This window comes from Azospirillum himalayense (genome assembly GCF_042657465.1).
Lineage (GTDB): Bacteria > Pseudomonadota > Alphaproteobacteria > Azospirillales > Azospirillaceae > Azospirillum > Azospirillum himalayense.
On the sequence record NZ_JBHSLC010000115.1, the window covers coordinates 67,293 to 93,761 of the forward strand.

General features: G+C 66.9%; 37 protein-coding genes. 16 read left to right on the forward strand and 21 right to left on the reverse strand.

What is annotated here, in order from left to right; all coding sequences use genetic code 11:
• The 20 genes from ACFPMG_RS31455 to ACFPMG_RS31550 form a co-directional block, all read right to left on the reverse strand.
• Window positions 1–1,746, reverse strand: a 1,746-nt coding sequence (locus tag ACFPMG_RS31455; RefSeq protein WP_376999618.1) for a DNA cytosine methyltransferase, incomplete at its 3' end; no start/stop codon positions are given.
• A 2-nt stretch (window positions 1,747–1,748) separates the two neighbouring features.
• Window positions 1,749–2,228, reverse strand: coding sequence for a hypothetical protein (locus ACFPMG_RS31460; RefSeq protein WP_376999620.1), 480 nt, complete (start codon window positions 2,226–2,228; stop codon window positions 1,749–1,751).
• 11 nt (window positions 2,229–2,239) lie between these two features.
• Complete coding sequence (locus ACFPMG_RS31465; protein WP_376999622.1) at window positions 2,240–2,626, reverse strand: hypothetical protein; 387 nt, start codon at window positions 2,624–2,626, stop codon at window positions 2,240–2,242.
• Window positions 2,623–4,335 carry an SMC family protein gene (locus ACFPMG_RS31470; RefSeq protein WP_376999624.1) on the reverse strand — a complete coding sequence of 571 codons (1,713 nt, stop codon included), beginning with the start codon at window positions 4,333–4,335 and terminating at the stop codon, window positions 2,623–2,625. Before ACFPMG_RS31470 ends, ACFPMG_RS31465 begins: the two co-directional genes overlap by 4 nt.
• A 14-nt stretch (window positions 4,336–4,349) precedes the next feature.
• The gene (locus tag ACFPMG_RS31475; RefSeq protein WP_376999626.1) at window positions 4,350–5,429 is read right to left on the reverse strand and encodes a recombinase RecT; all 1,080 of its coding nucleotides are present in this window, start codon (window positions 5,427–5,429) and stop codon (window positions 4,350–4,352) included.
• Between the two features lie 5 nt (window positions 5,430–5,434).
• The gene (locus ACFPMG_RS31480; RefSeq protein WP_376999628.1) at window positions 5,435–6,286 is read right to left on the reverse strand and encodes a PD-(D/E)XK nuclease family protein; all 852 of its coding nucleotides are present in this window, start codon (window positions 6,284–6,286) and stop codon (window positions 5,435–5,437) included.
• Between the two features lies 1 nt (window position 6,287).
• On the reverse strand, window positions 6,288–6,959 hold the full coding sequence (locus tag ACFPMG_RS31485; RefSeq protein ID WP_376999630.1) for a 3'-5' exonuclease: 672 nt from the start codon (window positions 6,957–6,959) through the stop codon (window positions 6,288–6,290).
• Window positions 6,956–7,654, reverse strand: a complete 699-nt coding sequence (locus tag ACFPMG_RS31490; RefSeq protein ID WP_376999632.1) for a zinc-finger-containing protein — start codon at window positions 7,652–7,654, stop codon at window positions 6,956–6,958. The genes ACFPMG_RS31485 and ACFPMG_RS31490 overlap by 4 nt, the downstream gene beginning before the upstream one ends.
• Window positions 7,651–7,866 (reverse strand): hypothetical protein, encoded by a 216-nt coding sequence (locus ACFPMG_RS31495; RefSeq protein ID WP_376999634.1) that lies wholly within the window; start codon window positions 7,864–7,866, stop codon window positions 7,651–7,653. Before ACFPMG_RS31495 ends, ACFPMG_RS31490 begins: the two co-directional genes overlap by 4 nt.
• Window positions 7,863–8,147, reverse strand: coding sequence for a hypothetical protein (locus ACFPMG_RS31500; protein WP_376999636.1), 285 nt, complete (start codon window positions 8,145–8,147; stop codon window positions 7,863–7,865). Before ACFPMG_RS31500 ends, ACFPMG_RS31495 begins: the two co-directional genes overlap by 4 nt.
• On the reverse strand, window positions 8,144–8,365 hold the full coding sequence (locus tag ACFPMG_RS31505; RefSeq protein ID WP_376999638.1) for a hypothetical protein: 222 nt from the start codon (window positions 8,363–8,365) through the stop codon (window positions 8,144–8,146). Before ACFPMG_RS31505 ends, ACFPMG_RS31500 begins: the two co-directional genes overlap by 4 nt.
• Window positions 8,362–9,480 carry a phage Gp37/Gp68 family protein gene (locus ACFPMG_RS31510; protein ID WP_376999640.1) on the reverse strand — a complete coding sequence of 373 codons (1,119 nt, stop codon included), beginning with the start codon at window positions 9,478–9,480 and terminating at the stop codon, window positions 8,362–8,364. The genes ACFPMG_RS31505 and ACFPMG_RS31510 overlap by 4 nt, the downstream gene beginning before the upstream one ends.
• Window positions 9,473–9,862, reverse strand: a complete 390-nt coding sequence (locus tag ACFPMG_RS31515; RefSeq protein WP_376999642.1) for a hypothetical protein — start codon at window positions 9,860–9,862, stop codon at window positions 9,473–9,475. Before ACFPMG_RS31515 ends, ACFPMG_RS31510 begins: the two co-directional genes overlap by 8 nt.
• Window positions 9,863–9,868: 6 nt before the next feature.
• On the reverse strand, window positions 9,869–10,045 hold the full coding sequence (locus tag ACFPMG_RS31520; protein WP_376999644.1) for a hypothetical protein: 177 nt from the start codon (window positions 10,043–10,045) through the stop codon (window positions 9,869–9,871).
• Between the two features lie 5 nt (window positions 10,046–10,050).
• Window positions 10,051–10,293 (reverse strand): hypothetical protein, encoded by a 243-nt coding sequence (locus ACFPMG_RS31525; protein WP_376999646.1) that lies wholly within the window; start codon window positions 10,291–10,293, stop codon window positions 10,051–10,053.
• Window positions 10,294–10,296: 3 nt separating this feature from the next.
• On the reverse strand, window positions 10,297–10,605 hold the full coding sequence (locus ACFPMG_RS31530) for a hypothetical protein (protein ID WP_376999648.1): 309 nt from the start codon (window positions 10,603–10,605) through the stop codon (window positions 10,297–10,299).
• 11 nt (window positions 10,606–10,616) lie between these two features.
• The gene (locus ACFPMG_RS31535; protein WP_376999650.1) at window positions 10,617–10,856 is read right to left on the reverse strand and encodes a hypothetical protein; all 240 of its coding nucleotides are present in this window, start codon (window positions 10,854–10,856) and stop codon (window positions 10,617–10,619) included.
• A gap of 374 nt (window positions 10,857–11,230) precedes the next feature.
• Window positions 11,231–11,422 carry a hypothetical protein gene (locus tag ACFPMG_RS31540; RefSeq protein ID WP_376999651.1) on the reverse strand — a complete coding sequence of 64 codons (192 nt, stop codon included), beginning with the start codon at window positions 11,420–11,422 and terminating at the stop codon, window positions 11,231–11,233.
• Between the two features lie 200 nt (window positions 11,423–11,622).
• Window positions 11,623–12,111 carry a helix-turn-helix domain-containing protein gene (locus ACFPMG_RS31545; protein WP_376999653.1) on the reverse strand — a complete coding sequence of 163 codons (489 nt, stop codon included), beginning with the start codon at window positions 12,109–12,111 and terminating at the stop codon, window positions 11,623–11,625.
• Window positions 12,112–12,165: 54 nt separating this feature from the next.
• Window positions 12,166–12,456: a hypothetical protein gene (locus tag ACFPMG_RS31550; protein ID WP_376999655.1), complete on the reverse strand. Its 291-nt coding sequence runs from the start codon at window positions 12,454–12,456 to the stop codon at window positions 12,166–12,168.
• 732 nt (window positions 12,457–13,188) lie between these two features.
• Between ACFPMG_RS31550 and ACFPMG_RS31560 the strand changes: the two genes are divergently transcribed.
• Window positions 13,189–13,458 carry a hypothetical protein gene (locus ACFPMG_RS31560; protein ID WP_376999659.1) on the forward strand — a complete coding sequence of 90 codons (270 nt, stop codon included), beginning with the start codon at window positions 13,189–13,191 and terminating at the stop codon, window positions 13,456–13,458.
• A 118-nt stretch (window positions 13,459–13,576) separates the two neighbouring features.
• On the opposite strand, the gene ACFPMG_RS31565 is transcribed toward ACFPMG_RS31560, so the two are convergent.
• Window positions 13,577–13,978 (reverse strand): hypothetical protein, encoded by a 402-nt coding sequence (locus ACFPMG_RS31565; RefSeq protein WP_376999661.1) that lies wholly within the window; start codon window positions 13,976–13,978, stop codon window positions 13,577–13,579.
• Between ACFPMG_RS31565 and ACFPMG_RS31570 the strand changes: the two genes are divergently transcribed.
• From ACFPMG_RS31570 to ACFPMG_RS31640, 15 genes are all read left to right on the forward strand, one after another.
• Entirely contained in the window at window positions 13,977–14,171 is a 195-nt protein-coding gene (locus tag ACFPMG_RS31570) for a hypothetical protein (protein ID WP_376999663.1), read from the forward strand. The genes ACFPMG_RS31565 and ACFPMG_RS31570 overlap by 2 nt on opposite strands.
• Window positions 14,172–14,195: 24 nt before the next feature.
• Entirely contained in the window at window positions 14,196–14,453 is a 258-nt protein-coding gene (locus ACFPMG_RS31575) for a hypothetical protein (protein WP_376999665.1), read from the forward strand.
• Between the two features lie 62 nt (window positions 14,454–14,515).
• The gene (locus ACFPMG_RS31580) at window positions 14,516–14,911 is read left to right on the forward strand and encodes a hypothetical protein (RefSeq protein WP_376999667.1); all 396 of its coding nucleotides are present in this window, start codon (window positions 14,516–14,518) and stop codon (window positions 14,909–14,911) included.
• A gap of 1 nt (window position 14,912) precedes the next feature.
• Window positions 14,913–15,179 carry a hypothetical protein gene (locus ACFPMG_RS31585; protein ID WP_376999669.1) on the forward strand — a complete coding sequence of 89 codons (267 nt, stop codon included), beginning with the start codon at window positions 14,913–14,915 and terminating at the stop codon, window positions 15,177–15,179.
• Window positions 15,180–15,193: 14 nt separating this feature from the next.
• The gene (locus tag ACFPMG_RS31590) at window positions 15,194–16,825 is read left to right on the forward strand and encodes a hypothetical protein (RefSeq protein WP_376999671.1); all 1,632 of its coding nucleotides are present in this window, start codon (window positions 15,194–15,196) and stop codon (window positions 16,823–16,825) included.
• 4 nt (window positions 16,826–16,829) lie between these two features.
• Window positions 16,830–17,288, forward strand: coding sequence for a RusA family crossover junction endodeoxyribonuclease (locus ACFPMG_RS31595; protein ID WP_376999673.1), 459 nt, complete (start codon window positions 16,830–16,832; stop codon window positions 17,286–17,288).
• On the forward strand, window positions 17,285–17,551 hold the full coding sequence (locus ACFPMG_RS31600) for a hypothetical protein (protein ID WP_376999675.1): 267 nt from the start codon (window positions 17,285–17,287) through the stop codon (window positions 17,549–17,551). The genes ACFPMG_RS31595 and ACFPMG_RS31600 overlap by 4 nt, the downstream gene beginning before the upstream one ends.
• A complete protein-coding gene (locus tag ACFPMG_RS31605) occupies window positions 17,548–18,918 on the forward strand; it encodes a DEAD/DEAH box helicase family protein (protein ID WP_376999677.1) in 1,371 nt (456 codons plus the stop codon). The genes ACFPMG_RS31600 and ACFPMG_RS31605 overlap by 4 nt, the downstream gene beginning before the upstream one ends.
• Window positions 18,915–19,286, forward strand: a complete 372-nt coding sequence (locus tag ACFPMG_RS31610) for a hypothetical protein (RefSeq protein ID WP_376999679.1) — start codon at window positions 18,915–18,917, stop codon at window positions 19,284–19,286. The genes ACFPMG_RS31605 and ACFPMG_RS31610 overlap by 4 nt, the downstream gene beginning before the upstream one ends.
• Complete coding sequence (locus tag ACFPMG_RS31615; RefSeq protein WP_376999681.1) at window positions 19,283–20,932, forward strand: SNF2-related protein; 1,650 nt, start codon at window positions 19,283–19,285, stop codon at window positions 20,930–20,932. Before ACFPMG_RS31610 ends, ACFPMG_RS31615 begins: the two co-directional genes overlap by 4 nt.
• 1,311 nt (window positions 20,933–22,243) lie before the next feature.
• The gene (locus ACFPMG_RS31620) at window positions 22,244–22,450 is read left to right on the forward strand and encodes an endonuclease VII domain-containing protein (RefSeq protein ID WP_376999705.1); all 207 of its coding nucleotides are present in this window, start codon (window positions 22,244–22,246) and stop codon (window positions 22,448–22,450) included.
• Window positions 22,357–24,093 (forward strand): DNA methyltransferase, encoded by a 1,737-nt coding sequence (locus ACFPMG_RS31625; protein ID WP_376999707.1) that lies wholly within the window; start codon window positions 22,357–22,359, stop codon window positions 24,091–24,093. The genes ACFPMG_RS31620 and ACFPMG_RS31625 overlap by 94 nt, the downstream gene beginning before the upstream one ends.
• Window positions 24,093–24,422 carry a hypothetical protein gene (locus tag ACFPMG_RS31630; RefSeq protein ID WP_376999683.1) on the forward strand — a complete coding sequence of 110 codons (330 nt, stop codon included), beginning with the start codon at window positions 24,093–24,095 and terminating at the stop codon, window positions 24,420–24,422. Before ACFPMG_RS31625 ends, ACFPMG_RS31630 begins: the two co-directional genes overlap by 1 nt.
• Entirely contained in the window at window positions 24,419–25,267 is an 849-nt protein-coding gene (locus ACFPMG_RS31635; RefSeq protein ID WP_376999685.1) for a radical SAM protein, read from the forward strand. The genes ACFPMG_RS31630 and ACFPMG_RS31635 overlap by 4 nt, the downstream gene beginning before the upstream one ends.
• Entirely contained in the window at window positions 25,264–26,469 is a 1,206-nt protein-coding gene (locus tag ACFPMG_RS31640) for a phosphoadenosine phosphosulfate reductase domain-containing protein (RefSeq protein WP_376999687.1), read from the forward strand. The genes ACFPMG_RS31635 and ACFPMG_RS31640 overlap by 4 nt, the downstream gene beginning before the upstream one ends.

Genomic DNA, 26,469 nt, shown 5'->3' on the forward strand with positions numbered 1-26,469 from the left:
CGGAACAACGCCTCGCACCTCGCCTTCCCTACGCTCCCCGTGGTAGCGGATGAGGTGGGCAGCCATCACGGCTTGGTCGTTGCTGCCGGTCGCCGTGCGCATCGCATCCTCGGCGTCGTAGACCCGGCTGCCGCTGCGGGCGTCGTCGCCGTGGGCGATGCCGACCAGTGAAGCCGCCACCAGCCCAAAGGACGGGGCGCCGCCCGGATGATGGTCGGAATGCTGCGCGGTGAAGGTCCGCGTGGACTCGTCCATGCCGTGGCCGATCGCGCCGTTGCGGAACGTCGTGACATGGGCCGCGACGATGCAACGATCCTCCTTCGTGGTGGAGGCGTTCAGCGGTTTGGCCGGGTCCATCGGCGGGACCTGGGCGGCCCGGCCGCCGGCGCCGACGATGCTCGCCCCCATCACCGCGAACTCGCCGCCCTTCACCGCGGCCGTCAGCGTTGGCGTGGCCCCGGCGCCGTCGTGTGCCCGCGCCGGGCTCTTACTGTGCGTCGTCGGGATCAGGGCCGGCCCGACGACGGCGACCTCGCCGCGGTGCGCGCAGGTCATCGTCGGGCCGGCGTCGCCGATGTCGTGCAGCCGGGCGCCGTGGGTCAGGTGGATCAGGAAGGGTTCCGCGGCATTGAGCACGAACCGCTGCATGCCCACGGCGATCCGCTTCTGGGTCGCTGGCGCGAGATCCTTCGGACGGTCGAAGATGCTGGGCAGGTCGAGCGACCAGTCGATGATCTCCGCGGCGGCGCGGTGGGGCTGAAGTGGCGCCCGCCCGGCGGCGGCCCGCTCCTCATTCAGCCGTACCAGTTCCTTCCGGCTGGCGTGGGTCTGCTCCGGCCATTCAGGCATTCGACCGTCGAAGTGCAGGACGCCGAACAGGCGCTTCCGGCTGGTCGGGACGCCATAGTCGGCGCAGCACAGATCCCGGTCCTCATACACGGCGCCCAGCCGCTCCATGTGAAGCTTCCAGGCGCGGTAGAGACGGCCTTCCGTCCGGAGGCGGTCGCGGACACGCTTGCTGTCCGGCACCCGCTCGCCCTCGGCGGCCACCCTGACCATGTGCCGCCCGTCCTTGACCAGCAGCCGGCCCGTCGCCGGGTCACGCTTCGGCTTTCCGAACTTGCGCGGATTGCGGACGAGCTGCTGGTCCCAGACGGGCACCCGCTCGCCCGGCGCGGCGATGGACCCGTCGAGCTTCAGCACGCGGCCGGTGGCCGGGTCGCGCTTCGCCACCAGATGATTCCAGCCCCGAATTTCCCTGACATTCTCAAGGAATCCGACCTCGGGGCCGAGGCCGCGCTTGCGCAGCACGCCCACCCAGCGGCAGAGCTGCCAGGGCATCGACCGGACGCGCGGTGACCGCGGGGCGCCGCCTTTCGCGACGCTATGGTCCGTGCAGTCCGGGGACCCCCAGAGGTTTCCGACATGGCGCCCGCCGGTCGCTTCCAGCGGGTCGACCTCGTAGATGTCCGCCTGCAGGTGCTTCGTGAACGGGTTCAGCGCCTTGTGCGCGGCGATGGCGATCTCGTCGTGGTTCACGGCGAGATGCACGGGGAACCCGGCATCCTCAAGGCCCTGGCAGGCGCCGCCCATGCCGGCGAACAGCACGACGTTGATGGAGCCTTCGAGCGGCCATTCCGTCGAGCGGTCGACCGGCTTGTTGCGCCGGGCCTTCGCCCGTGTCCGGACCTTCGAAGGGGGAATGCTGCTGACCGGCAGCATGTCGGAGGTGAACAGGCCGTCCATCGTCACGCCCCCGGCGCAGCGCGGTTGACCGCCGCCGTGCGCTCGTCTTTAGGCGCCGTCATGTGCGCGGTATGCAGGACGCCCGTGGCCTTCAGGGAGTCGTAGGCGTCCAGGTCGTGCACCACGGCAACATAGGGCAGGGTGGCCGGGCGCGGCTGTTGGCCAGCCTTCCGCGCCAGATCGTGGGCATGCTCGTCAGGGTGCGTCCCGAAGGTCGGCGGCAGGTCGACCAGCTCGGCCGGCACGTAGGCCTGCACCGCCGGGTCCCAGCGCTTCAGCCGGTACTGCACGATGGTGGGGAAGGCGACGCGGCCGTCGGGATGCTCCTGCTCCGGCACCGTGGTCTCTTCGGGCGGCGGGGCCATGGTGGCGCAGGCACGGAGGTGGCGGTTGGCGTGCCGCTGCTGCGTCGGCGGGAATGAGCTTTCGATCAACCGCCCGGTCTTGGTGATGCCTGTGCGGTGGGTCAGTTCGTCCATCATTGTCGGCACCTTCAATCCTGGGCGTGGTTGGGAGCGGGTTCGATCCATTCGCCATCGACTTCGGCGAAGTCGGGATCATCGCCGTCGATCACCGTCGCCTCGGGAGCGGGCAGGGCCGGGCGGACCTCCTCCGGCAGGTTCCATCGGTCGCTGGCCCAGGCCCTGGCGCATTCCTCGGTGCAGGGCCGGTAGCCGAAGAGGGACGGTCCCGGATAGAACTCGGTCAGGATCGGGGTGTCGGCCCCCGGGCCGAACACGTCGATCCGGAGCATCTTGGTGCCGAAGCGCTCGACCTCGCGGGCCAGCCCGTAGCGGGTCCGGTGGCCGAGCAGCTCCACCTTCGCCCATTCGGCGGCCGGGGCGGCGGTCGCGGGGGTGCTAGGGGTGGTTTCCATCATGCGGCCTCCTGCTTGGCGGCCTTCACCTCGGCCAGCGGTCGCGCGATGCCGCCGTCGATCCAGTAGGACATGCCCATGCCCGCGGCCTGCAGGTCCGGCACAAGGTCGGGCTTGCCGAAAGTCATGCACACCACGGCGGAGACGTCGGCGGCGCGCAGCATCTGGATCAGGCCGCCGCGCCCCAAGTGATCCAGCACGTCGGCGGCGTCGATGATGACCAGGCGGTGCCCCTCCATCTGGGCCAGGGCGACCTGCAGGACGGCGCGAACGCGGAACTGGTCGCTGGAGAGCTGGGGGCCGAGACCGGACAACAGCGGGTAGGCCCGTCCGCCATAGGTGACGGACAGATCCGGCTCGATCCGGACCGGCTGCCAGCCGGCGGCGGCACACAGCTCGGCCAGGGGGCCGCCGTTGAAGGTGTCCAGCACCTTCAGCAGCTTCGTCTTGCGCAAGCCTTCCGGCGAAAGCAGGGTCTGCACCATCGCATTCACGGCCAGCTGCTTGGATAGCTCGTGGGCTTCCAGATTCGCCTTCAGCGCGGCGTGCCGGCGCTGGGCCAGAGCCAGCCGGTCGCGCGCTGCCTGGACATCGGCAGTGCTGCCGGTGCCTCCCTTGGCCTTCAGGGCAGCCAGCCGCTGGGAAGCGTCGTGGGCCGTCTGATGCGCACGCTGGGCGTCCGCCGCGGTCTGGTCGGCGGCGTCAAGCTGCTTCTTGGCGTGCGAGGCGTTGCCTGCGGCAATGTTGATGGCCGTCTGGCGCTTCTTCAACTCGGCGTCGGACAGCGTGGCGGCCTGGACCAGTTCCATGGTCGGGCCGTGCCCGTTCACCTGCAGAGCCGCCTTGCAGCAGGGGCAGGCGAGGGCGTCCGGCTGCTGGGCCGGGGGCAGATCGTCCAGTTCCCGCTTGGCGGTCTTGTAGGCGGCCTCGGCCTGGGATGCGGCGACCTCCGCATCCATCGACGCCTTGTGCAGGGACTCGATGTCGGCGCAGGCGGCGGTGAGGCGGTCGATCTCGGACTGATCAACCGCGGCGCCGGCGATGGCCTTCTCCAGGTCGATCTGAGCCTCGCCGACCTCCGACGACAGGTCGTCCAGTTCGGCCTCGGTCAGGTCGGCGGTCCAGTCCTTCGGGAGCCAGCCCTTGGCCTTCTCCGACCCATACTTTTCGCCGGTCACGCCCTCCCACCGGCCCTTGAACCGGGCGCCCTTCTCCTTAACGTCGGCGGCCTTGCCGTCCCAGCCGGTGGCTTCGATGTCGGACCAGACCTTCTCGACCACCGGAGCCGGTATCCCGGCGTCGGTGAAGGCCTGCGACAGGTCATCCTTGTCGGGCGCGGTGTGGAGCGCCTTGGCGAGGAAGGTGGCGCGATCCTTCGGCGCCATGTCCACCAGATGCTCCAGCCCGGCGGCGTGGGCGTTGACGGCCGGCGGAGTGCCGTCGGTGATGAACTCGCACTTCGGCCAGGATGCCGTGGCCTTGCCGGACTCGGACTGAACCACCGCATAGGCCGTGGAGCAGCCGGCGCGAACCAGCTTCCCGCCGTCCTTCTTCAGCAGACCGCCGAGCTGGACGGTGCCGGTCAGCGCGGCGGCGAGGCCCTTGGCGATGCTGGACTTGCCCTGGCTGTTGCGGCCGGCGACCAGCGTAATGCCTTCGATCTCCAGGTCGGCGCGTTCGACCATCTGGAAATCCCGGATGTTGGCTTTCATGGGATTCTCCCGGATCAGGTGGCGTCGAACAGGTTGGAGGCGTCCTTGGGCTGGGCGTCCTTCGGCGCGGCTGCCCTGCGGGGGGCGGCCTTATCCTCAGCCGGTTGGCCGCGTTCGACCTCAGCGGGTTCCCGCTCATCCTGCTCGTCGGCCGCGAAGGCGGAATTGAGGTCTTCTTCGGGCTGGTGCTCGATGGCTGCGGAGGAGACATCAGCCACGCTCATGTCCACGCCATCGGAGAAGGCGGCGTAGTTCACGCCGCCGGTGTCGCTCATCGTGTCGAGTTGGACTGCGTTGGCGAACTCGATGGACATCGGCAACACCTTCGAAATGCGCCGAACCATCGTCTTGGCGGACATTTCGTGTTCGTGAGCCACCCACGGCGATGCGTCGAACGAGCGCATCTTCCAGCCGTCCCTTTGCGGATTTCGCTCTGCATCGCGCTTGGAGGCGAGAGCGGCCTGGAAACCCTGCGAGTTGTCGCGGATTCGGAGCACGCGGGCATAGGGCAGCACTTCGAAGGCCTGGCCATCCTTCAGACTGGCGTGGGCATAAGCCCAGATCGGCGGACGGCCCTGGTTGTCGCCGATGGGGACGTGCCGGAGATGCATGTTCGAGCCGTACTCGAAACTGAACTCGTCGGCAGGCATGTCGGCGTAGGCGCCGTAAACGACATCGGCGTGGATCGACACGAGATTGCCGGAGCGGCGGGCGAGATCGATGAAGCCCCGGTAGCCGATGATGAGATTCACATCGACCCGATCCGTTACCCACTGGTTGCCCTGCTTCCGCTTCTTCTCGAAGGGAATCAGGTAGGCGTGGCCGAGGGGGGTGTTCGGCTCCAGACCGAAAGAGGCGCACGCCATCATGGAGCCAAGCAGCGAGACGGGCTCGCATTCGGCCAGCTTCGGCGTCTTGTAAACCGCCTGGGCCATGACCCGGAGCATGCGTTCCGGGTTCAGGTGACGCGGCACGAGCTGCTGGAAGCGCTGAACCGTCTTCGGGGCCTGGAGAAGCTTCTGGATGGTGTTCTGTTCATTTCCCGCGGGAGCCGCGAGAGGAGGGCGTTGCCCGGAAGCGATCTGTTGCGCCATGGGAATTACTCCTCGCTCATATGCTCGCGGCAGAAGGACGTCCCGTGTGCGGGGCACCACTTCGCGGAGCAGAGCTTGCTGTTGGGATTGGCGGGGAAAGCCCAGGCGTCGCCGGGCAGAACGCCCACGCTGGGGTTGCCCAGGCGGAACGACTTCAAGTCGTCCTCGATGTGACGAAGCACGGCGATGGCCGCGGTCTCGGCGGCGGCCAGGTCGTGCTTGATGATCAGCGCGTCCGGCTGCGGCTTCTTCAGCGGCGCGCGCTGAATGAAGTCCTCGCAGGCCTCGGTCACGTCAATTCCGTTGGAGCGCGCCAGCAGGCTGTAGCTGCCGAGCTGCGGCTTGTGGTTGGAGCGGGCCTTGCCGGTCTTCAGGTCGCGTACCCGGCCCGGCTCGCGGGCGATCACATCGCTCTGGCCGGACAGGATGATGTCGGCGCTCACCTGCGCCTCCAGCCGCTCCTCGACGATCAGCGGCTGGACGTCGGGCGCGATCTGGGCGCGGTAGACCCGCACCATGCGTTCGGCCTGCTGCTCGGCTTCGTTCAGCGCCGGCGTCTCGCGGTCGTAGCCGATGCCCTTCGCCGCGGTGGTGCGCAGGCTGTCGATGGCCGCGTCGGTGGCGGTCGAGACCGGCGGCAGGGCGCCCGTCTTGGCCTTCTCCAGCAGGATCACGGCGGCGCCGGCATGAACCGCGGTGCCGACTGCGGCGCCGATGCCGTTCGGGAGTTCGCGAAGCTCATAGCCGGCGGCCAGCACCTCGCGGCGGAACAGCTTCGCGGCGCTGCGGCGGGGGCAGTCCGGATAGCCCGACAGGGAAGACGAGCGGACAATGGTCGGTTCAAAGGGGGCGCTCATCTCACACCACCCCCGTCAGGTCGAGGCCTGCGGCGCTGACCTTCGACGCCGGGGCTTTGGCCGAGGCAGCCTTGGCCGGAGCCACGCCCAGCCCCTTCAGGTGCCAGTAGACCCGCGCGCAGGCGCGGACATCGACCATGGCATCGTGCGCCCCGTCGAGATCCTCGCCGAAGAAGTGCTTGATGCACTCCGCGAGACTCGCGGGCTTTGGCTTGTTGAATCCGGCGGCCCGCATGCGGGCGGTGGGGGGCAGGTCGACCAGACTGGTCGCCTTCGTCATCGTGCAGAACTTCGGCAGGTTCTCGCGGGCCGGTTCCTTCCCGGCGCGCAGGAACGCGATGCGCATCAGCCGAACGTCGAAGCCGATGTTGTGGGCCACCAGCTCATCGGTCTGGGCCATCAGCGCGTTGAACTCGTCCAGCGCGTCGGCGAGGGGGACTCCTTCGTCCATGGCCCGCTCGAAGGTGATGCCGTGCTTCTCGAACGCCTTCTGCGGCATGACGGTGTAGCCGGAGGGGCGGACGATGACGTTCATGCTGCCAGAGACGTCGCCGTCGGCGCGGCTCAGCAGCGCGGCCAGCTGCACGATGTGGGGCTGGTCGGGATGGGTCGAGCGCTCGGACCAGAGCGGCAGGTCCGTCGTTTCGGTGTCGAAAATCAAGGCGGCGGTCATGGGGCCTCGGAGGGCTGGGCCGCGCGCGGGTACAGCGCCTGATTGGCGCAGGCCATCCGCTTGCGGTTGTTGGTGGGGGAGCGCAGGAACAGCGTGTCGCCCTTGATCCGAACGAGGACCCAAGTCCCGGCGCCCTTCAGGCGGATGGGCTGGCCGACCAGGGCGGGCAGCGCGTCAGGCGGGATCGGCTTCAGATGCGCCTCCTCCGCCTGCAGCTTTTTCCACCAGTCGCGAACGATCAGGGGCGTGGCGCGCCGGGCGATGCCGTAAAAGGCGCGCAGCGTTTCGATGTCGGTGATCTTGCCGATGTGGCAGGCATCCCGGCTCATGCCGAGATGCGCGGCGACGAAGGCATAGGCCCGGTTCCGGGCAGCATCCTGGATGCGCTTGAAGGCGGCCACGCGGGCGGCGCCGGTCTCGGCGACAGGGTAATAGTGGGGCGCCGTCTGCCACAGCCGGTCGAAAACCCGATGCGTCATCCGGCGGGCGCGGCGCAGATCCGCGGCAACGGGGGCGCCCTGCGGCGTGCCGTCCGGGTGCGCGCTCATCAGCCCGCCGCAGCCGGCGGCCCGGCGGTCGCACAGGTAGACGAAGGGGTTCGGCGTCTTGAAGGTGCTGGGGGTGGGGTGCAGCCGCATCGGCGCGCCGCAGTCCGGGCACTTCAGGGCGGGCATGGTGGGGATGGTGGGCTTCATGCCGGCACCGCCTCGCCCAGCACCTCGGCGATCAGCGCATCCACCTCCGGCCGGGCCAGGATGTCGACCAGCAGCTGGGCAAGGCGGTTGTGGCCGTCGGGGTGGTCGCAGTTCAGGCCAGTGATCAGCAGGGAGGCGCCGTTGCGCCGGATCAGCGCGGTGTCGAACTGCGCGTCGGCGGGTTCGATGGAGTAGGTGGAGGGCATGGTCATTCACCCTTCGCGGAAGGGATTGGGGAAGGTTCGACCGTGCGGGCGCTACGCTCCATCAGCAGGTCGGTCGCGGCATCGATCTGGGCCATGCTGGTCCACCAGCTGGCCGTCGGAATCGAAAGCCCTCGCTTGTTGACGGGCTCCGTCTCGTTAATGAGTGCCTGTGCTTCGCCGATTGCCTTGCAGAGTTCCGCGTCGCTGCAATCCCGCAGCTCGCGCCGCATTTCGAGGTAGGCGTTGCAGTAGATGCCCGAGGAGGAGGTGAGGCGCTTGGCCATCATCTGTTCCCCTTCCGAAGAATCCACCCGACGCGGTTGCCCGGCGCAAAGCGTCCGTGGGCAGCGGCGTAGGCGAGCTTGAGCCGGTCGCGCGCCTCGATCGGCAGCTTCGGCTTGCGGGCGAAGTGGGTGCAGGCCTGCTCCAGCGACGAGGTCTGCAGCTCCGGTGCGGCGTTCCGCTTCGCGGCGGCGAACGGGTTGGAGGTGGGGCGCCCGATCATGACCGCACCTCCGGCAGGGCGTCGTGCAGCACGCCGTCGAGGAGGCGGCCGGCGGCCTTCTTGCCTACGCGCGTTGCCCAGGCTGCTACGGTGTGGTGCTTGCGCCGCATGTCGCCGTGATGCAGCGTCCCGTTCGGCTCCCAGGTTACATAGTTGTGAGCGCGAATCTTCCCGCCCAGGAGGCCCCAGGTGCCGTTCTGATGGTGTGCGACCTTGCGGCCATCACAATTCGGGTGGACCTCATTCTGGCCCGGCAGCCATTCTCCCCACTGCTTCATCAGAAAGGGCACCCCAGCGGCGGCGCACTGGTCGCGCAGGGACCGGAACCAGTCGGGGTGGCTGGGCCGCGCCTTCGGGCCGGATTCCCCTCCGGCAATGACCCAATTCAGCCCAGGCCGGCAGCGTTCATCATGGTGATGATGAAGCCGGTGACCGGGGCTGCCGTCCTCGTGCGGCTGGCGGTGCTGGTGGGTGCCGCGACACCCGCGCTGCCCGCCGATCCACCGAGTTCCCCCGAGATCGCTGTTCAGGTTCAACGGCCCCAGCAGCGGTTCGCAGGACAGGAACCGCACGGCAGCGGGCGTCTCCAGCAGGTGCGGGATGCGCAGGTCGGCCATGGCCTGGTTCTCGACTGTGGTGCCGAGCCAGACGTTCGGAAACGGATGGCTCTTCCACATCACGCGCCCGTCACCATCGCCGCAGTAATTGCACCCTGTGCCTTGGCACAGGGGATGCGGCACGATCAGTTTGCCGAGATAGTCCCGCATCACCTTGGGGCGCTTGGTCAGCAGCAGCCAGTCGAGGTGCGGCGTCGCCGCGATCAGCGCGAAAAGATCGTCGCGCCAGTCGTCGGGCACCTCGGCGTCGAAGACATCGGCGAGGCTGGCGCAGAACACCCGGTAGCGGATGCCCAGCTTTGCGGCTTTGCGGTTCCAGGCGAGCGGCTGCTTCCAGGTGCTTTCGGCGGCGCGAGTGCGGGCGTCGAAGGACTCGCCCAACCGGCCCTCAACCAGCGTCTTCGCATAGCAGTTGTCGCAGGCCGGGCTCAGCGCACGGCACCCCCGCCACGGATTAAACGTCGCGTCGGTCCACTCGATTTTGGAAGTCTCACCCATGGTTCTTCTCCATGGCTCCCGGCGCGCGGCCGGAGGTTTCAGCTTCAGCGTCCTGTTCGGCCATCCGGCGCCAGTTCGCTTCCTGCTCCCGCGCACGGACGTGCTGCTCGTGCTGGAAGTGCAGTTCCTTCCGCGCTTCGGGGAGCGTGTACGATCGGTTGAGTTCCGGGTCTTTGAGCGGCGAGGACTTCGGGTAGGCGCGCAGCAGCTTGCAGATGAAGGCCATCCGCAGGGCCGTGTTGCGGAACCGCTCGGCCCGCTCCGCCCAGCGGTCGGCCGCCGCCGTCGCGTCGGTGGTGTAGCTGCAGCGCTCCAGGGCCTTCACCCGCCTGCGGGTGTGGGCCATGTCGTCGGCGGCTTCAGCCTCGTCGATCGGGTCCATGGCTGGTCACCCCGCCTGTAGGCCCAAAGTGATCGCCGCTCGCCGCTGAATGAGCGGGTCGGCGCCGTCCAGGGCCATGTGGAGGAGGCTGTCCCGGACGTAGCTGCTCGCCACCGGGCCGCCGTGGCGGAGTGCCGTGGCGCAGAGCCAGTAGAAGGTGGCGCGGGTGGAGACCTGGGCCATGGCGGTCAGGCCTCCACCGTGTGGTCGGCGCTGATCGCGGTCACCCGGTTCAGCAGGTAGCAACCCGAGATGCCCTTGAGCAGGATGACGGCGCTGTGGCCACTCAGCACCCACGCCTCGCTGGTCGTGATGGTGATGTTGCTGGTGCCGTCGTCACGGCGAACGACCACCTTGGTGCCGACGGCGTGCTGGCTGTTCCAAGTCTCGACCTGGGCGGCGAGTTGCGCCGGGGAGGGGGGCTTGCGCATCGGTCAGGCCTCCGGCTTGCCGAAGTGGCCGCAGAAGCCGACGGCGTGTGCCTCGACAGGTTCCCCGATTCCATTGGAGCCGGGCGGCGTGCAGTGCTCAACGGACCACCGCCACGCCATGCAGACAGCCCCAATGCAGTGACTGCCGATGACTGTGTCGCGTTTGGTGCCGCTATCGCAAATTTGCACAGCGCGGTTGCCAGAAAATAGAATCGGGGCAGAACCGGTCATCTGGGCAATGGCGGAAGTGCCGTCCTGCAAAGAGACGCGGGCCAAGGGGCACCACTTCTTGCGGGCCTCTTCCTCGGTCATAAGCATAGCCGTCACTCCGGCTTGCCGATGCAGACGGTGCCCGCGCGGCTATCCACGGCCTCGACGAAGCGGAAGGCGTTCCGCCCGCCAGCGTTGATCGTGATCTGGTCGCCGATGTGCAGCGCGTCGGACGCGCCGTCGAAGTAGCCGGGTTCGTCAACCTGGGTGAGGTCGTGCTGCGTCGCGTAGTGCCAGAGCGTGAAGCCGTTTGTGTAGGCCAGGACGCTGAGGTCTTTCGGGGCGTAGGCCATGGGGAAATCTCCTGATTTCGGCTGGCGACAGCAGGCGGTTTCCCCTGCTTTCGGCAACCGGCGGGGCGGTGGATGGGACCGCCCCGCTGGCCCTGCGAATCGCACTCACACGAATGGCAAAATCTCTTCGTCTGGTGCTGCGCCGGTTGCGGCCCGGCGCGGGCGCTGCGGCTATAAGGACATCTCGGCCTCCTTTCTGGCGGTGAGGGCGAGAGAGCCGGCTTCTATCTCCGCGCCGACGCCGGCCATATGCCCACCTTGGTCCTGCGCGATCCGCAGTTTTCCCGGCGGGCTGACTCGCCGCGGCTCTCTCACGCCCTTAAGCCCCGCGACGGGCTTTCACCGTCCACGGGGCTGTTCGGCTGCCGCCTGGATCAGACGGCTTCGAGAACCTCGGTTTCCCACCAGCACTCCTGGGCGCGGCCGTCGGCGGCCTTGTAGTGGACGAGGGCGGAGGTGACGCCGCTGACGACGATGCTGAGACCGCGCACCGTGCCGGTCTCGCCGCTGGCCTTGATCTTCACGGTGTCGCCGATGCTGAAGGGGAAGGTGACCGGGTTGCTCATGGGGGGCTCGCGCTGAGGGGGTGGTTGAAGAGGGTGTAGGGTCCCGGGGAGCGCCCGCAGGGACGGGAAGGGCGCTCCCCGGTGCGCCGGGTTGAGGGGGCTCAGACCCCGGCGGTCTCGTCGGTCGCCCACCAGCCGGGGAAGGCCCGGCACAGGGCGGCCAGAAGGTCGCGTTCCTGTTTGCTGAAGAAGCCCATCGGTCAGGCCGCCGGCTGCTCGGCACCGGACTTGCCGACGGCCTTGACCAGCTCGAACATGCGCTTGCGGACCGACGGGTCGTTGATGCGGTAGTAGGCGCGCACCAGCTCCAGCGTCTCGCGCTTCGCCATCGGGTCCGGCTCGAAGGCGCCGAGGTCCTGGCCGCTGGTGTCCGCGTCGTCCTCCACCTTGGCCGTCGCCACGTCCGCCGGCATGTCGTCGAAGAAGAAGGACACCGGCACGTCCAGCACGCGGCTCAGATCGAACAGGCGGGACGCGCCGATGCGGTTGGCGCCGCGCTCGTACTTCTGCACCTGCTGGAAAGTCAGGCCGATGGACTCGCCCAGCTTCTCCTGGGACATGCCCAGCAGGGTCCGGCGAATGCGGACACGGGAGCCGACATGCACGTCGATGGGGTTCGGTCCCTTGCGACCGCGGGCGGACGACGGAGCTTCTTCGGTGGTGATGCGGCGGGACGAGACGGCGTTCATGAGCAGGCTCCTGTGGTGCTGGTGGGTGAAAAGGGAAGGGGAGGGAAGGGCGCGCTAAGCGGCGCTGCGGCTGCTGTACGACTGGCAAGTGAGTTCCGTCGCCCTGTCGAGAAGCCAATCGTTGGCATCGGACGGCGTGCCGAAGAATTGGCTGCTGGCCTCCGAGTGAAGCTCGGCGGCAACATCGGGAGTGAGTTTGAGATTCGCCGATTTCCGCTGACTGGAGCCGTCCTCAAGGAACACCCACATTTTGCCGGCGGTGTAGGGATGCGGCTCGATCACCAGAGAGACGGCGCCCATGCAACGGGTCAGGCGGCTGGCGGCGCAGTGGTCGGTGGAGGACATGCGGTTTCCCTCATCAGGACCGCCGCCGGGCTACCCCGTTCGGTCGGTTGTGAGAGGGAGTATTCTTTTGCGAGACAAAACTGTCAAGCCACTTTCTTTTGCGTGACAAAAGTTGATGTGGTGGCTTGCGGTGGGTTTGTGATCGCGGTGAATGCGCACGCAAAAACGCCGCGCCGGATTGGGTCCGGCGCGGCGCTCAGATATAGAAATCAGGTGTTGCCTTGATGGTCAGGCGTCTTTCCGGCGTCCCCTGACCGGATTATTGATGCTCTCCTCTGCCAGCGGGATGGACGCCTTGAGAGGGGCAACCAAGTGGACCGGAAGGGCGGTTTCCATCCCGAACAGGAGCCAATCCGACGAAACCCCACGCTTTACAAGGGGTAGCAGTCTGCTCGGGGGAATCTGGATGCGCCCCCTTGTGTATTGCGAGTAGGTCGAATCGCCGCAGCCCAGCATCGCTATCATCTCGGCCCGCGGAAGACCCAGAGCTAGCCGGGCAGCCTCCAATCGCAAGCCGAACTCCTTATTAAAGGCGGCGGTGTCGGTGATGGCGTCGTTCGCAGGCACTGGTTTTGTCCCTTGGGCGGCTTTCGAATTTCTAAAGCATGCCATTTTCCAGCATATCGGGAAATAGGAATTTGCCTGAGAGGCAAAATCTCAACGCCCTTGACCTCTTTTGCGAGACAAAAGATACTCGACGGCAGCAGAGGTAACCCAGCGCGAGTAAGCCCGATGAGCGAACAGGCCCTTGAGGCCCGCCCGAAGAAGCGAGGCGGACGAAAGCCCGCCGACGACAACGGTGGGCGCACCTACTTCGTAGGCCCGAACGACACGGTTGTTCACACCGCAGATTTGTATGCGGAGGTCTCCAGCGGTCGAGCCACACAAGCGACCATTGCAAAGCGTTTTGGGCTTTCTGATAGCGAAATTAGTCGGCGCTTTGCCGAAGCAGGATTCCCGCCGCTGAAGCGCGGACGCCGGCCCGCCATGGTCACCGAGTAATCAGGCCAATCCTCTTCCCGCCCTTTTCCTCCCTGTGGGCGGGCGACCTGGGCGGGGCCGGCGCTGTAGCGCTGCCCCGCCTCCTTCTTCTCGAAGGGCGCGACCGATGAAAATCTTCTCACCCGCTGACATCGCGACGATCAGGCACCACGCCGACAAGGGCGTGAAGGTCAAGACCTTGGCCGAATGGTACGGCGCGACGGTGTGGGAAATCCGCGGCGCTCTCGCCGTGGCACAGACGGCGCCGTCCGGGGCGTCCAAGGCTGGAACTGACCAGACCAGCCGAAATGCCGGAACCGCAGCCGCGCCTGGAGAAGCGACGGGGCAGCCTCTTTCCATAGTCGGGAAAGGGCTCGATGAAGTGCCGCCGCTGCGGGAGGTCGGAGAGGCCGTTGGTGCGGTCAAACCGGTGAATCTGCAAGGCCAATCGAGCCGCCCCACCCCCACCGATTCCCTGGGCATCCCGCCGCAGGGCGACCATGGCCGCGAGCCGGCCAGCCAGCAGAAGGAAGAGACGCATGTCGAAGACCGAGACCCCGGAATTCAAGAAGGGGCAACGCGTCACGTTTCAGATCGTCAGCCCGAAGGGGCTGTCGGAGGAGGTGTTGAAGGGCACGGTGAGCGACCCGGACTCCGGGCGCGGGCGCATGAAGGTGAAGGACGACGCCGGGGACGAGTTCAGCCCGTTCCGGAAGCACGTTCGGGCTGCCTGATCAGCGGGAAGGGGAGGGGCGCCGATGTCGAAGAAGCCGCCGTTGCTGCGTCGCCCCTCCTTCCCACCGACGCGACCGCTGGACAGCTTCAGCCCGAGGACGCGGACGGACGTGGCGCTGGACCGGCTGTCGCAGCCGAGCCCGCTCGTACCCCGCGTGTTCGCCGCGAACGGGTTTCTGCGGGATCGGCTGCACTTCCTCCTGGGCATCCCGCCGCAGGGCGAGATGTCGGATGCGGCTGTGGAGGCGACGGTCAGGCTGAACGGCCGGCGCGCAAGCTGAGGACTGGCCTCGCCGCTGAGATCGACCCGGACCGGCTGCGCTCGCTGCTGATCGACCAGGGCATGACCTATGAAGAGGCCGCCGAAGCGCTGGGCACCACCCGCAATGTGGTGGCTGGCCGTGCGCAGCGCCTGGGCATCACAAAGGGCACCGGCGTCGGCGGCCACAAGAGCCGCATCACGCACGGGCGCCGTGCGAAGTCGACCACCGTTGTGCAGGATCACCAGCCGCAAGCACTCGACCCAAAGGAGCCGCACGGCTGCCGCTGGATCGACGACGAGGTCGGCCAGCCCGGTAAGAGCTGGTCCTACTGCCAAGCCGAACCGCACCAGCCGGGCTCGTCCTGGTGTGCTCACCACCATGCACGCGTCTACGGGCGGACCAAGTCCGACACCTACCTGGAAGACATTCGCGTCTCAGCGCCCGGCCTTGGGCGCGGCGGAATGAAGGTCGGGTGACGTGATCCGCACCGCCTTCGCCAACACCCCAACCGCCATCGTCCAGCAGGTCGCCGTGCAGGCGCCGCTGGGCGCTGTCGTGCTTCTGCTGGGGCGACCTGTTCGCATCGTTCGCCGCATCGCCTGCATGAAGGGCGAACTGATGATCATCGAGGAGACGACCGCTGTCGGGCGCGCGCTGCCCGGTCAATACGGCCTCTGGCCGGCTGAGGTCGTCGATGAGGCGTGGGCCATGCAGGCAGCCCGCCTCCGTTCCCCCACCCTCTGAACCGGAGTCCACCCATGGCACGCAAGGCCAAGGACAACCCCACCAACATGGCGGACGAAGACGTCGCCGATCAGCTCCGACAAGCGTCGAGCGATCTAGTCGACGCGCAAGAGGCCCTGGAAGCCGCCCGTGCGCCGATCAAGGAAGCCAAGGGCCTGATCAAGGCCACCGGCATCGACTTCGATATTTTCCGACTCTGCCACGGCATCCGCCACCTGGACGATGATGCCCAGCGGCAGAAGCGCATCAAGAAGCTCCACGTCGCCATGCATGCCCTGCTGGGCGATGTGGTGAAGCTCGACCTGTTCGGCTTCACCACCAGCATCAAGCCGGCGGTGAAGAAGGCCCTGCAGCAGGCCAGCGACGATCTGGCCAAGGTCGAACCGCCGGCCCCGCCGCCCGAGATGGACGATGAGGACGAGGATAAATCGTCCGATGCGCCGGCGGCTGAGGTCCCGCCCCAGGTGACCGACGACGAGCCGGTCTCGGAAGACCCACCGCCGCTCGTCGCCGCGGAGGACATGCCCGAGGGCGCAGGCTTCGCCTTCAACAACGGCAAGACGGCCGGCAAGCAGGGCCACGGCCCCGACGCCAACCCGCACGACGCTGAGACGCCGGAACACGGGCTGTGGGAGCGGGGCCGGGTGGCCGGTGCCGCCTGGGCGTCGCGCTTCTTCGCTGGCGCGAGCCTGGGGATCGGCGATCACGCGGTGATGTGTCGGGACGAGGGAGGCATCGTCGTTTTCCGCCATACCGACGCCGAGCTGGTCGCCCGCTGTGCCGATGCGCTCAACTCCGCGCAGGCCGCCGCCGACGAGATGCTCTCTCCGGCGCAGATCCGTGACGTGGTGCACCCCTGCCTCGCCGATCCGGAGGGCAACTTCGGCGTGGTGTTCGAGGGCAAGTTCGCCCCCGACGCCGAGGAGCAGGCGCCCGCAGCCCCGGCTGCCGAGAAGGTCAAGTTCACCGGCAGCGCGAAGCAGCAGCGTATCGAGGCCTACTTCTTCGGCTACGACGGCGCCGCCGCGGGCACGCCGCTGGAGGTGCTGACCAAGGGCCGCCGCGGCGAGCCGAAGGCGAAGATCGAAGCCGGCTATCGCGACCAGAAGGCCGGCGCCGAGCCGAAGCACGAGCGCCCGGCGGCGAAGGCTCCGGTGGAGGAGCGGACCGCCAGCGAGGAGGCGGAGGCCGCCACGGACACCGAAGGGCAGGGCGAGGCGAACGCCATCGAGCCGAACTTCGATGACCAAGGCGTGACCGACGCGGAGAACGGCGGCGCTGACCCTGCCGATGAGCCGGGGGAGACGGACCAGCAGGGCGAAGATGAAGCCGGGCCGGTGGAGGCCACCGGCGAGGCCGAGCCGGAAGCCTGGGACCCCGAGCAGGGGCGCGTCGGCGTGCAGGAGATCGAGCCCAACCATTGGGTGGTGTTCGACCAGAAGGAGCGCCAGCCGCTGGTCGACGCTTCCGGTCCGAAGTCCGGCGAAACCTGGGCGAATCAGGTGAACAGCCACTTCGCCGACCGGCTGGCCGACGTGTCGCGTGCGGAACTCGTCAACGCCTGCACCACGCTGGCGATGGGCAGGCTGCTGTCGGCCCCGCTCAACCACCCGGCCATCTCCAGCAACATGTTCGCGGCGGTCTGATCCGATGGCAGCCCCGCAACACAAATGGGTCTGGGGCGACCTCTTGGCCCGGTTCACCATCCCTGGTGAGCCGGCAGCCAAGGGGAACAGCCGTGAGATCGTCCAGTTCGGTGGGCGCGCTGCCCTGCGCAAGGGCGACAAGGCGCTCGCCTTCGAATCGACCGCCGGCCTGCATGTCCCGAAGTGGGAGGAGCCGTACGACGGGGATGTGGCCGTTTCCCTGCGCATCTACTACGCGAGCCGCCGGCCCGATCTCGACGGGAGCCTCGTCTATGACGCCCTGCAGAACCGCACGACCTGGATCGGGAAGGGCGAGGAGCGCAAGGCCCGCGTCGAGAAGCGGCTGATCGTCAACGACCGCCAGATTCGGCTGAAGCACGAAGAGGGGTTCGTCGATCCGGCCCGCCCGCGGGTTGAGGTCGCCGTCTACAAGGCGACGCTGGTGCTGGCAGGTGCCGCATGAAGCTCCCCCGCATCACCTACCATTCCGACGTCCAGCCGCTGCCCGGCTCGTACATCGTCCCGCAGGGGCCGAAGTCCCGCCGCGCCTATCTGGTGCTGACCAGCCGTGAGGTGAAGGCGCGCCAGCCGCGCAAGCACAAGGTATGGGCGCTGGAGGTGGAGCGTCTCGGTCAGGCCGCTGTGCCGGCGGGCGCCGTGACGCACCCGATCTACTGGTTCTCGCGCGACCGCAAGCCCCGGCCCGGCCAACGGAGGGGCGCATGAAGCTCCGCCCTTACCAGCAGAAGAACGCGGACGAGATCCTGGCGTGCCTGGAGCGCGGCGTTCGGGGAACTCTGTATGCCCTCCCGACAGCTGGAGGGAAGACCGCCACAGTGGTGCGCGGCGTCATCCGCGAGGTGGTCAACCTTGGCTGGCCGACGGTCTTCTTGGTACATCGCCGGGAACTGCTGCACCAAGCCGTGCGCACCCTGGCCCGCGTAGGCATCCAGGCTTCGGTGGTTGATCAGGACCATGATCCGGACCCCCTCGCGCTCGTCCACGTTTGCTCCATCGACACCCTCAAGGCCCGCAAGAAGCGGCTGGCTGGCTGGCTGCGCACCATCAAGCTGGTTGTCGTGGACGAAGCCCATCATGCCGTGGCCGCTGGCTGGCAGGCTCTCTTGGAGGATTTCACGAACGCCCTGATTCTTGGTGTCACCGCCACGCCGTATCGGGGTGACGGAAAGCCGCTCGGCGTTCTGTTCAATGAGGCTGTTCGCGGTCCGTCCGTGGGGGAACTCACCCCCCGTTGGCTGTGCCCAGCTGAGGTGTGGGAGCCTTGGAGCCCGGACACCTCGGGCGTTCCGATCAGCCGTGGCGATTTCGCGGTCGGTGAACTCGACCGCCTCATGAACAACGACAAGATTACCAAGATGGCGATGAACGCCTATGCCGCCCGCATGCCGGGCGAGCCGGCCATCGTCTTCTGCGTCTCCATCGCCCATGCGCGCCGCGCCGCAGCAATATCTGCGGCCTACGGTTGGCGCGCCATCGCCGTTGACGGGGAGATGTCCGACTCCGACCGCGATTCCGCCATTGATGGGCTCGCTTCCGGCTACTACCAGCACCTCATGTCGTGCCAACTCGTCAATGAAGGGACCGATATTCCGGTCGTGTCCGGCGCCATCAATCTGAGGCCGACTAAGTCGACGCAGCTCAAGAAGCAACAGGATGGCCGCGTCCTCCGGACCCACTTCGGCAAGACGCGATCCTGCATCATCGATATGGCTGGCGGCGCCAACCTGCACGGACTGCCTGACGCTGATCTGCTTTGGACCCTGGAAGATGGTCTAATCCCCATCCGCCACCGCACGATCCGGTGCCCGAAGTGCCGTCGCCGTTTTGAGCCCGGCCCGTTTTGCCCGAGCTGCAGCATGGCCTTCCCCCACTGGCAGCAGTCGACACTGCCCGTGCTGGCCGGCGTGTCGGAGCACATCTTGAGAAAGCTCCCGACGCAGGAACTGGAGCGCTTCGTCGCAAGCGAGATCGACATTCGGCACATCGCGCGTGCGAAGGGGCTCGCCAACTCCTGGATCTACCACGCCTCGCAGCGCCTGCGTGACCGACAGAACGAGCGGAGGCGCGCATGACCACGGCCGACCTTTCCGCCCACCTCTCCGCCGTAGTTGCTGCCATCCGCAGCCGCCGTTTGCCGCTCGGCCATGAGAAGGAGACCCAGGAGGCCATCTCCGACGCCCTGACCGCCGCCGGCATCGAGCATGTCCGGGAACGCCGGATCGGCGCGAGGGACATCCTCGACCACTTCACCGTGGGCGGCGTCGCCGTCGAGGTGAAGCTGCGCGGCGGCAAGCGGGACATCCACCGCCAGCTCTGCCGCTACGCCGAGCATGAGGAAGTGAAGGCGTTGGTTCTCGCCTCCTCCGTCGCCATGGGGCTGCCACCGTCGATCAACGGCAAGCCGCTGGTAGCGATCAGCCTGGGGAGTGCCTGGCTGTGAGAACCTTCGGCAGCATCACGCTTGCGACCGACGCCAAGACCTGGGAGGTCACCGAGGTCGAGCCGCACGTCGCCATTCGCATGAAGCAGGTGTTCCCGCGCATTCCGAAGTGGGAAACGAAGCTGTTCAGCCTCCCCAACACCCCGATCATCTGCGCCGACCTCGACTGGTTCCTGTCCCGCTACCCGCTCCGCATCACGGCTGAGGACCGGTCGGCCCTGACGGCTGGCCGACAGCGCCACGAGCGCACCACCGCCGACATGGAGACCATCCTCTTGCCGGACTGGCAGCCGCCCGCCTATCTCGGACTGCGGGAGGGCAGCGCGCTCCGGCCCTATCAGGCCCAAGCGATCGAGGTGGCCTACCGGCGTAAGGCGCTGCTGCTGGGGGACGTTGGAGGTCTCGGCAAAACCTACACCGCCGCCGGCTTCCTGGTACGGCGCATGACGCTCCCCGCCGCGGTGGTGGTGCAGGTCCACCTGCAAACCCAATGGCTGGAGAAGCTGGGGCAGTTCACGACGCTGCGGTGTCACTCGATCCGCGGCACCAAGCCCTACAGCCTCCCGCCGGCGGACGTCTACGTGTTCCGCTACAGCCAACTTTCCGGCTGGGCGGACATCTTCGCGCAGGGGATTTTCCGGACCGTCGTCTATGACGAAATCCAGGAGCTGCGGACCGGCGTGGAGAGCGCCAAGGGCTGCGCGGCGCTGGTGCTGTCCGAGCATGTCCAATGGCGGATCGGCCTGACCGGCACGCCCATCTACAATTGGGGTCGGGAGATCTATGCCGTTGCCCGATTCCTCGATCCGGAGGTGCTGGGCTCTGCGGAGGACTTCTTCCGGGAATGGACTTCCGAGGGCCGGCTGAAGGACGCCAAGGCCCTCGGCACCTACCTGCGGGAAAACCACTTCTACCTCCGGCGCACGAAGGCCGACATCGGCCAGCAGTTGCCGCCTGTCAGCCGGATCGTGCAGCGTGTCGATTGGGACCAGAAGGCCCTGAACGCGGTCGAGGATATCGCCCGCCAGCTCGCCCTGACCTCCGTCTCCGGCTCCTTCGAGGAGCGGGGCCGGGCCGTCCGCGAACTGGACGCCCGTGTTCGGCATGCGACCGGCGTCGCCAAGGCGCGCGGAGTGGCGCAGTACGTTCGGATGCTGCTGGAGGCGGAAGAGCCGGTCGTGCTGGTCGGCTGGCACCGCGATGTCTACGACATCTGGCTTGAGGAGCTGAAGGACTTCAACCCGGTCCTCTACACCGGCACGGAATCGGCTGCCCAGAAGAACCGAGCGGTCAAGTCGGCCATCAGCGGCGAGACGAATCTGTTCATCATGTCGCTGCGCTCCGGCGCCGGACTGGACGGGCTGCAAAGCCGCTTCTCCACCATCGTCAAGGGCGAGCTCGATTGGTCGCCCGGCATGCACCAACAGCTCATTTGGCGACTGGACCGCGATGGCCAGACCCAGCCGGTGACCGCGCTCTACCTCGTCGCGGACGAGGGCAGCGATCCGGTCATCATGGAAGTGCTGGGCCTGAAGGCCGCTGAAGCCCACGGCATCAACGACCCGCACAGCGACCCCATCGCCCCCGACGCCGACACATCGAAACTCCAGCGCCTCGCTGCGCGCTATCTCGGGAGGCGGGCATGATGCTCCCCGACGCCTACCGCTCCTTCCTGGAGCGGAAGATCAAGACGGCCGTCGCCATGGGCTTCACCGTGGACGATTCCGAAATCAACCCGCTGCTGAAGCCGCACCAGCGCGCGATCGTCCGCTGGGCTGTCCAGGGTGGCCGCCGGGCCATCTTCGCCAAGTTCGGCCTGGGCAAGTCGGTCATGCAGCTGGAGGTGCTGCGCCTGATCCTGGCGCGCGCCGGCGGGCGGGGGCTTGTCGTCGCCCCGCTAGGCGTCCGGCTGGAGTTCATGCAGGACGTGCACAAGCTGAACACCGGGGACGATTCCGCCTTCACCGACGAACAGCGCACCGCGCTGCGCCGGTGGCAGGCCGGGCATCCGGAGCGGGCCATCTCCATCCGGTTCATCCGCTCCATCGAGGAAGCGGGCGCCGACGGCCTCTACATCACGAATTATGAGACGGTCCGGGACGGCAAACTCGACCCGAACGAGTTCACCGCTGCCAGCCTGGACGAGGCGAGTGTTCTTCGCAGCTTCGGCTCGAAAACCTACCAGACCTTCCTGACCCTGTTCGACCGGGTGCGGTTCCGGTTCGTGGCGACGGCCACCCCGTCGCCCAACCGGTACAAGGAGCTGATCCACTATGCCGGCTTCCTCGGCATCATGGACACCGGGCAGGCCCTGACGCGCTGGTTCCAGCGCAACAGCGAGGAGGCCAACGACCTGACCCTGTTCCCGCACAAGGAGCAGGAGTTCTGGGCGTGGCTGCACTCCTGGGCGATCTTCCTTCAGCGGCCATCGGATCTGGGGTTCAGCGACGCCGGCTATGACCTGCCCGAGCTGCACGTCTTCTACCACGAGGTGAAGGCCGAGGCGGCTTCCTACACATTCGAGCGCGATGGCCAAGGGCTGCTGATCGAAGATGCGGCCATCGGCGTCCAGGACGCTGCGCGCGTCAAGCGCGACACGCTTGCATCTCGCGTTCTCAAAGTAATGGAGATCATTCGCAATGAGCGCGCGGGATCGCCGAGCGTACATGAAGGCATACTACGAGAAGAACAAGGAAAAACTGCTGGCGGATCAGAAAGAGCACGGGAAACGCAACTACAAAGCCAACCCGGATGCGTACCGGGAAAGGGCAGCGGCGTGGAAGGCTGCGAACCCCGAGCGCGTGAAGGAATTGCAGAGACGGAATCGCGAGAAGAACTCGGACAAACTAAAGCAGCGCAGCAGGGACTGGTATCTGAGCAACAAGGAGCGGGCGAGCGCGTCCACCAGGGCCAGGAAGCTGAGGAGCTACGGTCTGACGGAGGCGTCATACCAAGCAATGCTGGTCGCCCAGGGCGGCGTGTGCGCAATTTGTCGATTGGTTCCGGAAGGCAATCTTCATGTGGATCATTCCCACACGACGGGGTGTGTACGCGGGCTCCTCTGTCGGAAGTGCAACACGGCAATCGGCCTGCTTCAGGACGATCCGCAGATCCTAAAGGAAGCGGCGATCTACCTAACCAGATCATCATCTGGTGCGATCTGAACGATGAGCAGGAAGCAATAGAGCGCGCCCTCAAAGCCGAAGGCATTTCGGTCACCTCGCTCTACGGGAACCAGAATATCGACGTGCGTGACCGCCTTCTACAGGAATGGAAGGAAGGCAAGACGTCTGTATTCTTGAGCAAGCCGATGATGTACGGCGCTGGCGTGAACATGCAGCAGTGCCACACCATGATTTTCGCCGGTATTGGCTTCAAATTCCAAGACTTCATCCAAGCAATCCACAGGGTTTACCGCTTTCTCCAGGCGCACCCGGTCAGCGTCCACGCGATCCATGCGGAAGCTGAGCGCGAAGTCTTGCGCGCGCTGCAAGCGAAGTGGACCCAGCATAACGAATTGGCGGACCAGATGAGCGAGATCATCAAGAAGCACGGGCTGAACAGCCTGTCCATGGTCGAGGCGCTGACGCGCTCCATCGGCGTTGAACGGCTGGAGGTGTCCGGCCAGGACTGGACTGTCGCCAACAACGACTGCGTGGACGAGGCCCGGCGCATGGCGACCGACAGCGTCGGCCTGATCGTGACGTCCGTCCCCTTCAGCAACCACTACGAATACACGGCCAGCTACAACGACTTCGGCCACACGGACGACAACCGCCATTTTTGGGAGCAGATGGATCATCTGACCCCGGAGCTGCTGCGCGTCCTGCAGCCGGGCCGGCTGGCCTGCATCCACGTCAAGGACCGGATCGTCTTCGGCAATGTCACGGGCAAGGGCTACCCCACCGTGTCGCCGTTCCACGCCGAGGCGATCTTCCACTACATGCGCTATGGCTTCGAGTACATGGGGATGCACATCGTTCTGACCGACGTGGTTCGGGAGAACAACCAGACCAATCGCCTGACCTACAAGGAACTGCGCAAGGACGGGACCAAGATGGGGCAGGGCTGTCCCGAATTTGTCCTGATCTTCCGTAAGCCTCAGAGCGACCGGTCCAAGGGCTATGCCGACGTGCGTGTGCCCAAGTCCCCAGAGGACTACAGCCTTGCCCGTTGGCAGGTCGACGCGCACGCTTTCTGGCGTTCCAGCGGCGACCGCCTGCTGAGCGTCGAGGAACTTTCCAAGCTCGGTCCCGATGCCTTAGCGAAGCTTTTCACCGAGCAGAGCCTGCAGACCATCTACGACTTCGAGGCCCACGTCCGGATCGGCGAGGCCCTGGCGGCGCGCGGCGCCCTACCCAGCAGCTTCATGAGCCTCGCGCCGGGCAGCTGGTCGGATGCGATCTGGCACGACGTGAACCGCATGCTGACGCTGAACGGTGAGCAGTCCAAGCGTGGGCTGGAGATGCACGTCTGCCCGCTCCAGTTCGACATCGTGGACCGGCTGATCGAGCGCTACAGCAATCCCGGCGACGAGGTGTTCGACCCTTTCGGCGGGCTGATGACGGTGCCCTACCGCGCGCTGAAGCTGAAGCGCCAGGGCAGGGCGTCCGAACTGCACACCGGCTATTTCCTCGACGGTGTGAAGTACCTCCAGGCCATGGAGCGGGAGGTGTCCATGCCGTCCCTCTTCGACTTCATGAAGGTGGAGGCCGCGCCGGCGAAGCCTAAGGCGACGCCCTCGGCCAAGCCTGCGGCTCGGCGCCGCCCAACTCCGCCGGCCGACAGCTTGCTGGAGGTGGTGTGATGCCCCGCGACATCCTCACCCTTATCGCCGATCTGCGGCAGGCCCGTCATCAGGTCGTTCATCTCGCAATGCGCGGCGGCGCCACCCATGAGGCGGTCGCCAACGTGCATATGGCACTGCTGGCGGCGGAGGCTGTGGCAAACCCGCCGCTTGGCCTGACGGAGGCGCGCCCGGTCATTTACGATGTTCCCGGTAAGCCGCTGGTGCTTGCTCTGGTCGGTGAGGACGGACAACTGCAGGCGATCGACCTGAAGCCGCTCGACGCCCTGGCACTCGCGGTGGACCTCACCACCTCAGCCCGGCGCCGGCTGGCGGGAGGTGGGTTGTGAGGCTCATCCGCGTCTTCCCCAACCGCACCAAGGCGACCCCGGCCGACGAGTTGGCGTACTTCGGTCCGCCTGACTTCTTCGCCGAAGCTGACGAGGTGCACATCTCGGTCACCTTCACCTGGGACATCCCGGCGGCGGAGCGATTGGCCGAACAGTGGCGTCACGTCGCTTCCGTCAAGGTCGGCGGTCCGGCCTATGAGAAGTCTGGGCAGGTCTATCCGCTCGACTTCGCGCCGGGCCGCTACATCAAGCCGGGCTACACCTTCACCTCGCGCGGCTGTCCGCGGCGGTGCTGGTTCTGCTCGGTCTGGAAGCGCTATCCGACGTCGACCCCGATTCCGAACTTCGCGGACGGCTGGAATATTCTGGACGACAACCTGCTGGCCTGCGCGCGACCCCACGTCGAAGCCGTCTTCGAAATGCTTCGTCGACAGGGCCGCCGCGTGGAGTTCACTGGCGGGCTCGAAGCGCTGTCGCTCCAGGACTATCAAGTGGACCTGCTGGCCAGCCTCAAGCCGCGCCCGAACTGCTCCTTTGCCTACGATCCGCAGGACGATTTCGAGACGCTGGCGTCCGCAGCTGAACGCCTGTTGGCCGCTGGGTTTACGGCCCGGTCCCACCGCCTGCGCTGCTACGTGCTGATCGGCTACCCGAAGGACACCTTCGCGGATGCCGAAGCCCGCCTCAACCGCATCATGAGCGTCGGCTACACCCCTATGGCGATGCTGTGGCGACCGGAAAACCCGTCGCAGGAGCGCCACGCGCCCGGCCCGGATTGGCGGCGCTTCCAGCGGCAGTGGGCTCGCCCGGCGATCATCCATTCCAAGACGCAGGTGGCCGCATGACCCGCGCCCAAGCAACCCTCTGGGACGACATGCGCACGACGCTTCCTGAGGCCATCGAACTGACGGCCCAGAGCCTGTGCGCCTACGGTCCACAGCATGATCACTGGGCCATCGGCTGGTCATGGGGGAAGGACAGCACGACTACGCTGACGGTTGTCGACCACCTGATCGCCACCGGTCGCGTCCCGGCGCCGAAGTCCCTGACGGTTCTCGGCGCGGACACGAGGATGGAGTTGCCGCCGCTGGCCATCGCGGGCCAGCAGATCACGCGACAGCTCGAGGCACGCGGTGTGACCGTCCGAACGGCCCTGGCGCCTATGGACCTGCGCATGATGGTCTACATGCTCGGGCGCGGCGTGCCGCCGCCGTCGAACTCGTTCCGCTGGTGCACCCGCCAGATCAAGGTGGAGCCGATGCAGGCGGTGTTGGAGGATCTGCTGGCCGAGGTGCCCGGCACCGTCCTGATGATCACTGGCGTTCGTGAAGGTGAGAGCGCGGTTCGCGACGCTCGGATCAAGATGAGCTGCGGCAAGGACGGCGCCGAGTGCGGACAGGGGTGGTATCAAGAGGTGCTGCCTGATGTCCCTGGCATGCGCGGCCGCATCGCCACCCTCGCGCCCATCCTGCACTGGCGCGTCTGCCAAGTCTGGGACTGGCTCATGTTCGAGGCCCCGGCGCTGGGCTGGGCAACCGCCGACGTCGCGGACGCCTATGGCGGTGACGAGGCGGAGGAAATCAACGCCCGGACCGGCTGCACTGGTTGTGCTCTCGCCAGCCGTGACCTTGCGCTGGAGACGGTTCTTAAGTCTCCGAAGTGGGCCTACCTCGCGCCGCTGCGTGAGCTGAAGCCCCTGTACCGCGAGCTGAAGAAGGCGAAGCACCGCCTGCGCAAGCCCGGCATCGACAGCGAAGGCAATGCGACCGGCGGGAAGAATAAGCAACGTCTCGGTCCCTTGACGCTCGAAGCCCGGCGGATGGGTCTGGAGCGGGTGCTGGACATTCAGCGCCGGTGCAACGAGGCGGCTGACCGGCTTGGCCGTCCACGGATCGACTTCCTGAATGCGGAAGAAGAGGCGCGCATCCGCGAACTGATCGCCGGCGAAACGTGGCCGCAGGGTTGGGACGGCGACGAACCCGTAGGCGATGTGCCGCTCGATCAAGTCTACCGCGACGGCCTAATTCAGCCGCTGCTGGTGAGGTGA